Annotated in this window: 12 protein-coding genes; all 12 read left to right on the top strand. The window is 38.6% G+C overall.

The window, feature by feature from the left end:
• Nucleotides 1-843: RHS repeat-associated core domain-containing protein (locus tag BLX24_RS32360; protein ID WP_218160730.1), on the top strand; the 843-nt coding region annotated here is incomplete at its 5' end.
• Nucleotides 828-1169 (top strand): hypothetical protein, encoded by a 342-nt coding sequence (locus BLX24_RS29215; RefSeq protein WP_071506763.1) that lies wholly within the window; start codon nucleotides 828-830, stop codon nucleotides 1167-1169. The genes BLX24_RS32360 and BLX24_RS29215, both read left to right, overlap by 16 nt.
• A 230-nt stretch (nucleotides 1170-1399) precedes the next feature.
• Entirely contained in the window at nucleotides 1400-1945 is a 546-nt protein-coding gene (locus tag BLX24_RS29210) for a hypothetical protein (protein WP_071506762.1), read from the top strand.
• Nucleotides 1942-2199: a hypothetical protein gene (locus BLX24_RS29205; RefSeq protein WP_071506761.1), complete on the top strand. Its 258-nt coding sequence runs from the start codon at nucleotides 1942-1944 to the stop codon at nucleotides 2197-2199. Before BLX24_RS29210 ends, BLX24_RS29205 begins: the two co-directional genes overlap by 4 nt.
• Before the next feature lie 339 nt (nucleotides 2200-2538).
• Entirely contained in the window at nucleotides 2539-2994 is a 456-nt protein-coding gene (locus tag BLX24_RS29200) for a hypothetical protein (RefSeq protein ID WP_071506760.1), read from the top strand.
• Nucleotides 2995-3225: 231 nt separating this feature from the next.
• Nucleotides 3226-3753 (top strand): hypothetical protein, encoded by a 528-nt coding sequence (locus BLX24_RS29195; RefSeq protein WP_071506759.1) that lies wholly within the window; start codon nucleotides 3226-3228, stop codon nucleotides 3751-3753.
• 243 nt (nucleotides 3754-3996) lie between these two features.
• On the top strand, nucleotides 3997-4503 hold the full coding sequence (locus BLX24_RS29190) for a tRNase toxin domain-containing protein (RefSeq protein WP_143092866.1): 507 nt from the start codon (nucleotides 3997-3999) through the stop codon (nucleotides 4501-4503).
• A 4-nt stretch (nucleotides 4504-4507) separates the two neighbouring features.
• The gene (locus tag BLX24_RS29185) at nucleotides 4508-4984 is read left to right on the top strand and encodes a Cdi1I family immunity protein (RefSeq protein ID WP_071506757.1); all 477 of its coding nucleotides are present in this window, start codon (nucleotides 4508-4510) and stop codon (nucleotides 4982-4984) included.
• A gap of 170 nt (nucleotides 4985-5154) precedes the next feature.
• Nucleotides 5155-5523, top strand: a complete 369-nt coding sequence (locus tag BLX24_RS29180) for a hypothetical protein (RefSeq protein ID WP_071506756.1) — start codon at nucleotides 5155-5157, stop codon at nucleotides 5521-5523.
• 224 nt (nucleotides 5524-5747) lie between these two features.
• Nucleotides 5748-6245, top strand: coding sequence for a hypothetical protein (locus BLX24_RS29175; RefSeq protein ID WP_071506755.1), 498 nt, complete (start codon nucleotides 5748-5750; stop codon nucleotides 6243-6245).
• 3 nt (nucleotides 6246-6248) lie between these two features.
• On the top strand, nucleotides 6249-6677 hold the full coding sequence (locus BLX24_RS29170) for a hypothetical protein (protein ID WP_071506754.1): 429 nt from the start codon (nucleotides 6249-6251) through the stop codon (nucleotides 6675-6677).
• Nucleotides 6678-7062: 385 nt separating this feature from the next.
• A partial coding sequence (locus BLX24_RS29160) for a hypothetical protein (protein ID WP_143092865.1) occupies nucleotides 7063-7303 on the top strand: 241 nt, incomplete at its 3' end.

Below are 7303 nucleotides of genomic sequence, written 5' to 3'. Positions count from 1 at the left end.
CTCGGGCGGTGGAATTCGGTGGACCCGCTCGTATATTTGAAACCTTATCAAACAGGATATTCATATGTTTCAAACAATCCAATCAATCGTATTGATCCTACAGGAAGAGAGGATATAAATAAGGATGGGATAGATGATGGAAATACGCTACCTGAGGTAACGGTTAAAGCTCAGAAATTAAACAGCAGCGAATCATGGAAAAATTTTATTCAAAAGATAGGGGCAGAAGGTTATCGTGAATTTACAGACGTATTAAAAAGTAGTAGATTAGCTCCATATCAAACTAATTTTTCCGCTGCCGTATATGGACGAGATATAGATGGGACTGTTGCCATACCTGAAGAAATTGTAAATAGAGAAACCGAAGCTGCTGAAATTGACGCTATATATGCATTATCTATGTATTGGGCAATTGAACAATCGGGAGAAGATCCAAGTTCATTCGCATATTGGCTTAATCCTATTGCCCAAGCTAACTATTATAACTCATACCTACAAACAGGTGTTACTTCTTCTGAAGCAAGAGGCATAGCTTTAATGGTCGGTTTCCAGACCGGTACTTCTTATATCGGAGCTATCAAACTGAATCCATTCATTAGAATTCTCAAAGGCCCGGGTGGTAAAATAAATGGTTTTACAATTGGTACTCAAAAAAGCTATGGTGCCCAACCTCGGTTTGATGTTCACCCTCTTCACCATCCCTCTAAACGTTCAAATTCAATGCCTAATTGGGCAAAGGAAAGAACATTACCACATTATCACAGAGGTAGTGGTACTAATTTGCATCGGCATAGACCTTGGGAAAGAGGGTGGAGTGACAAAAGCTTTTGGAACAGATTTTAATTATAGAAATGGAGCAAAATGTCTTTTTTTTTCACTATCTAAAAGCTTTAAGTAAGGCCTTAGAAAACGACAATATAAACTATGGCTATCATGTACATGGACCTGATTGGTTTATAGATGATGATCAACTTAGAAATGAAATAGATTTATTTGAACAGACTTATTCTGGAAAATATAAAACATTCCTTGAGAAAGTTGCTATATATTTTGATGCCAAATCTCACTATAGTAAAAAAATTGGTTCGCAAGATATATCAGAATATAAAGCCTATATACTTTTTGAAATGAACGAGATAAGTAAGAAACTTAATGATAGTGGAGTATAACCCTATCTTCGCTGGTATTCCCGTTGTCTTTTGTCTATGACGAGAAAAAAATAGGAGAAGGTGCCCGCTGCGGCGGTCTGCTTCCGTCCGAAAGCTAGCTTGCGGTAACTCAATCTGCGGTCAGAGTACCATCCGCAAGGTAAGCACCTGCCGCAAAGCAGGGCAGTAGCTTTGGCAAACAGCTTTGGACGACGTTTGTAAACTCAAGCCGGGCAGCGTGGCAGCGGACGGTGAATGCCTTTTTGCGGCGGGAGACCTACAGTCAGGCGCTGGAAGGGGCACTGGCGCTGGAAGGGGTGCGGGGGAGTTTGTTTACAAAGGTAGGCCAGGAGACGGCGGCAGCGGTAGTACCGGCCGTAGAACGGGAAGTAGTGTATGCCGAGTATGCCTTCGAGGAACGAATGGTGGCGCAGGAGTTCGGGGCTGCGGCCAGAGGGGAATTCAATTTCAAATCCTTTGCAGATGAAATAGTTAGTATTAATAAAGCTACTGATGGTGGTGGCGTTTTACTAAATGGAACTCCTTCTTCTGCAATTAATTCTGCTATGTATTATGAAACAGCAGCTGAGCAGGGGGCTTCAATATTTAGATCTATTTCGGGAGGGCATATGTTTATGAATGGAAATAAAAGGACGGCTGTCGCTGCGTTTCAATCATTTGCAAAACAGCATGGTTTAACTCCTGTCAGTCGGCAACAAATGATGAATGTGGCAACCCAAGTTGCTACTGGAAAGATTACAGATATATCACAAATTGCAAAAATGTTAACAAAATGAGCGTGAATTTAATAAAAAATATTCTTAAAAAGGAAAGTCCTTCTTTTAATGAATTAATTGACTGTTTTGAGCAAGTAAAGAGAAATGGCAATGTGGTGGTAATAAAGTTTGATGGAGAAAGAAGCGAAAATGGGTATACAATTTTTATTTCGTTCCCATTGCTAAAGAATAAAGAAATGATTAGAGAAGATACAAATGACTTAAAGACTGGATTAATGAAAGCATTATCGAAGTATTTAGAAATATTCTCTTAGAAAAAGTCCCCGTTGTTTCTCGTCTTTGACGAGGAACCCCTATTCATAAGGGTATGCCATCACTCCCGTTGTTTCTCGTCTGTGACGAGGAACTCCTATTCATAAGGGCCTCCGGCCCGTAAGTTGGCTTGTTACAAAACAATCTACGGGCCCGAGGCCCTTCCTGATATTGATCACTCGCCACAGGCGAGCGATAACTGAGAAATATATAAAGGATTCCAAACTTTTGCTTCTATAAAAGCAGGGCAAAAGTTTTTATCAAGATATGCAAGAGCAGGCCAAACTATAGCTGGGCATAAGTATGAAAAAGATGGTAAATATCACTCTAAAGGGATTAATTTGACCTATAAGTTATACAAAAATATAGATGAGTCGAATGCTGGTCTTACGGAGAAAGATGCAAATGAAAATGGCGCTAATATTACAGTAAGTATTAATGAGAAATACAAGGAAAGATCTAATGTTTATAGTAATGTGGATACTTTTTTTCATGAATCATTTATACATGCGGAGAATAACGCGCAGGATTATTTAGATAATAAAAAATTCGATTATAGTAATTTAGGTCTTACAGATAAACAACGAGCAGAGGTTTTAAACAGACCTGGCCAATATCATCACAAAAAAGTTGCAGATGACTATTTGAAATATCAAAATAATAGTTCAAACCTTTGGCCGATAGAAGCGTATAGAGGTTTAGTAGAAGCAAATAATATATTACATACTAATTATACACAGATGTATATATTTAAAAGGATGTGGAATTATGTTGGAGGCCTCAACGTAGAACCCTAATATGTTAAAATTATTTTTTTTAAAATATTATATGCAGTTAAGGTTAAACAAAAATTAAGTAGTTAATATAAGGTCAAGTTTGAACTTATATTAACTACTTAGGTTCTTAATTATTATACAAATGACTAATATCTTTAATTATGAAAAAAAATACATTATCTGGCTGTATTTTGTTTGATTTTAGTGTCTAACAATGTATATAAATATAGTATTATTAACTATTGTTTTGATATGGCTAATAACAAGGTAAAGGGTTGTTATTTCAAGGTAATTGTTAAGGAAAACAAAAATAGTAGGACGTTGAATTATAATTTTAAAGATGAAAGTCAAAATAAAATTGTATATTACATTGAGTCGAATGAAGGGATATTTGAGTTGTTTGACAGAAAGACATTAAAAATGACACATTCATTTAATAATAAGAATAATAAATTTTTAACCAAATTGTGTCCATTTATATTTGAAGCTCAGTGCTCCCTATTAAGTAAAAGAGAATATCATATAAATGGGAAAGTCAGAAAGATTCATTTGTTTATATATAAAGATGTGAAATCTGAAGAGATGTATTTAGTATACCATAGTGATGGTCTAGGTTTTTTCTTTTATCATAATTTACTTACAGGTACAGAGTATTATAGTGAAAAAGTAAAAGTTAAAGAAATTGTTAAATGTATTAAAAACGACAATTCCTTTTATAGTGAGCAAATGTCTGTCAAAAATAAAAAAGTAAGAGTTTTGTCTTTACCGCCATTAAGGTAAATATAAAAGTAAGCGTCTCCCGATAGCTATGGCTTGAGGGAGGGGTGGGATTTTAGCACTACGTTTAGTGACGAGGGAGAGCAGGAACAGCCGAAACCCCGGCCCCGGGCAAGTGCAAACAGTACCCGACAAAACGAGCCTGTTTCAACAGCTCCCAAACCTGCCGCAAAGCAGGGCAGTAGTTTTGGTAAACAGCTCCGGACGACGTTTGTAAACTCAAGCCGGGCAGCGTGGCAGCGGACGGTGAATGCCTTTTTGCGGCGGGAGACCTACAGTCAGGCGCTGGAGGGTGCACTGGCTCTGGAAGGGGTGCGGGGGAGTTTGTTTACAAAGGTAGGCCAGGAGACGGCGGCAGCGGTAGTACCGGCGGTAGAACGGGAAGTGGTGTATGCCGAGTATGCCTTCGAGGAACGAATGGTGGCGCAGGCACTTGGTATAGGGACAAAAGTAGGGGTATCTTCTTCAAATGTTTTAACTTCTGCAAGTTCTGCCTACAAGGGTAGTACAAAATTAGGCCATGCATTAAGTAAACATGCGCAAAGACATCCGGAAATATGGGGGAAACTTACAGGACATGCTTCTACTTGGCACAATAGAGCATTAATCCATTACAATGAAATTATGAATTCTCCGGGCTATTTTATAGTGACAGAGAACGCTCAAGGTATTAGATTTTTAGAGAAAACACTTGTTGATGGTAGAGGGATTCGATTGAATTTAGATAAAACATTTAAAGGATTTATTGATTAGAGCTATGAGCGAGATTATTGAAATACTATTTGAAGATGTTGACTTAAATCAAACATCAATTTTTTTGAGAAATATCTCCCATAACTCGAAGATTAATAACTTTCGGATTATGGGAGAAAATTATGAGATTGGAATCAATGACGAGGTACAAAATAAAATATTCTATTTTCTAAGGGACTTGGTATCTGGTGATATGTATATAGATTTCTCTGGTTTTGAGATAAAAGATATAATGTTTTTATATCTAGGAGTTCATTTGTTTAACTATAGTAATAAATATGACTTATATATTTATTTTAATGCGAATGAATTGATTGAGAAAATATCAACTTTTCATTTGAAACTATGGGCTGATAAGGTTCATAATATTATAAAATCTAAAAGATTTTATTGCGGTTATGAACAAGCAATTGATTTTGAAACTAGATTTTTTTCAAAAGATGAAATGGGGCCTTTAAAAGATTGGAATAATAAAACATGAAAATATAGGTCAAGCTCCCCGTTGTTTCTAGTCTGTGACGAGGCACAATTATTCATAAGGGCCCTCGGGCCCGTAAGTTGGCTTGTTACAAAACAATCTACGGGCGGGAGGCCCTTCCTGATATTGATCACTCGCCACAGGCGAGCGATAACTGGATAAATACATGTAATATGCTTGATGAAATAGTAAATAGATACGAACACTTTTCAGATGCACTTATTTCTAATATACTTTACCAGGTATATGAGAACAAAAAAACAGTAAGCGTTACTGTTAATTGCATGAATAAATGTAAGGACTATGAATTTGAGGTGATTAGATTAGTGTTTGAAGATGTAATATCTATACGATTTGTTGAAGAAGAAAATGTAAGTAGTCTATTAGTAAATGCTGCATTGATAAAAAAAGTAAATGGCGTGATTATTGTTGATTTTTTTCCGCTATTTTATGGTGAAAATGATTTAAGAGAAAATGTTGAATCAGATTTCATGATAAAATGCAGAGGAATTCATTATGATGAAGTTAATAAAGAAGTTTAGAGATATATAAAAAGTACTTCCCCATTTTCTCTCGTCATAGACGAGAGAAAAAAAAAGGGCCTGCGGCGGCCTGCTTCCGTCCGAAAGCTAGCTTGCGGTAACTCAATCTGCGGTCGGAGTACCCATTCGCAAGGTAAGCACCTGCCGCAAAGCAGGGCAATAGCTTTGGCAAACAGCTTTGGACGACGTTTGTAAACTCAAGCCGGGCAGCATGGCAGCGGACGGTGAATGCCTTTTTGCAGCGGGAGACCTACAGTCAGGCGCTGGAAGGGGTGCGGGGGAGTTTGTTTACAAAGGTAGGCCAGGAGACGGCGGCAGCGGTAGTACCGGCCGTAGAACGGGAAGTAGTGTATGCCGAGTATGCCTTCGAGGAACGAATGGTGGCGCAGGAGTTCGGGGCGGCTGTTTGGGACAGGAAAATTGCAGAAGAGCTTTCTCGCTTTAATAAGTTAGCTAATATACGTCTTGATTGTAGTGACATTGCTTCTTCTTTCAATCAGACATTTAATGGAGGCTATATAATGGAGATAACTCCAAAAACAGGAAGGTGGCTTAATGGAATTGAATATGGCGCTAAATCATCATTTCAGTATCATCAGGTTTTTGTAAAAGGGAAGTATGTCTATGATCCGATGTATAGTAGTAGTCCTATTAAAACATCGGATTTTATAAAGGCTTATCAATCAATGAACCCTACTGGAATCAAAATATTAAGACACTAACTTATGGACTACGACCAAACTAATACGTTGATTTACGAGGCTCTAGAAAGTTTAGCTCCACTAGCTACAGCTAAAGCTTCTATGTTTCCCACGGATGATAAATATGGTCATCCTCCTTTTTTGAGATTCAGATTTAAGAATAAAAATAAAAACGACACGATTTATCATAATATAAAATATGCATTGGAAAGACTTAATGGGAGGGTAAAATGGGAACTATATGAAAAGCCTGATACGGAAAACTATCTTATAATTCCTGTTTTTTTTGAAAGATTAAATACAGGGATTCGCTTTTATGATAAGGAAGTTTATCTTGCTTTACTTGGTAAAGAGTTATACTATAAAAAAATTGATGAAGCTTTAGATGATATACCTGCTTTAGCGGAAATGATTAAAAAGAGTTCTTCGTTACCATTGACACCTGATGAATAATTAATGTTGCCCCGTTGTTTCTCGTCTGTGACGAGGAACCCCTATTCAAAAGGGCCTCCGGCGGCGGACCGCTCCGGCCCGTAAGTTGGCTTGCCTAAAGCGACTTAGGGCGGTAGCACCGGCCGTGGAACGGGAAGTGGTGTATGCCGGATATGCCTTCGAAGAAAGCATGGTGGCGCAGGAGTTCAGGGCGGCGGCTAGGGGGGATTTGAACTCACAGCACACGGTGCAGAGAGAATTGCGGGAGCGGCTGCAACAGAGGGGGAGACTTTTTAAAAATACAGCCGGTTTTATAGTATCGAATCCGCTGCATTCAGCCATTAGTACGCTGAAACGTTCTTTGATATAGTTTGTTTATCAGATCGGCCAGTCGATAGCAGGTTTAGTGGCCAGGAGAGTTGCTACTACCCTGACGCAGCATACTGCCACAACGGTGTTGACGATGGGTGGCAACGACGGGGGCAAAATCAGTTACGACGACAATGGCAATATCCTGAACCTGAGCCGGACATTCAGCGGTACCCTGGTGGATAACCTGAGCTATGGCTATGTGACCAACACCAACCGCCTCAGCGGAGTGGCCGATGCGGGACAACTCAATGCCGGCAACGGATTTTTTAACCAGA

It is taken from the genome of Arsenicibacter rosenii (genome assembly GCF_001870735.1).
Lineage (GTDB): Bacteria > Bacteroidota > Bacteroidia > Cytophagales > Spirosomataceae > Arsenicibacter > Arsenicibacter rosenii.
Note: the sequence above shows the minus strand (reverse complement) of the source record. Positions and strands in the feature narration are given on the sequence as shown.

Coding starts and splice junctions, on each gene's coding strand:
- BLX24_RS29185 (WP_071506757.1), top strand. CDS start 4,508: ATGAGCGAGATTATTGAAATACTATTTGAAGATGTTGACTTAAATCAA.
- BLX24_RS29170 (WP_071506754.1), top strand. CDS start 6,249: ATGGACTACGACCAAACTAATACGTTGATTTACGAGGCTCTAGAAAGT.
- BLX24_RS29205 (WP_071506761.1), top strand. CDS start 1,942: ATGAGCGTGAATTTAATAAAAAATATTCTTAAAAAGGAAAGTCCTTCT.
- BLX24_RS29195 (WP_071506759.1), top strand. CDS start 3,226: ATGGCTAATAACAAGGTAAAGGGTTGTTATTTCAAGGTAATTGTTAAG.
- BLX24_RS29180 (WP_071506756.1), top strand. CDS start 5,155: ATGCTTGATGAAATAGTAAATAGATACGAACACTTTTCAGATGCACTT.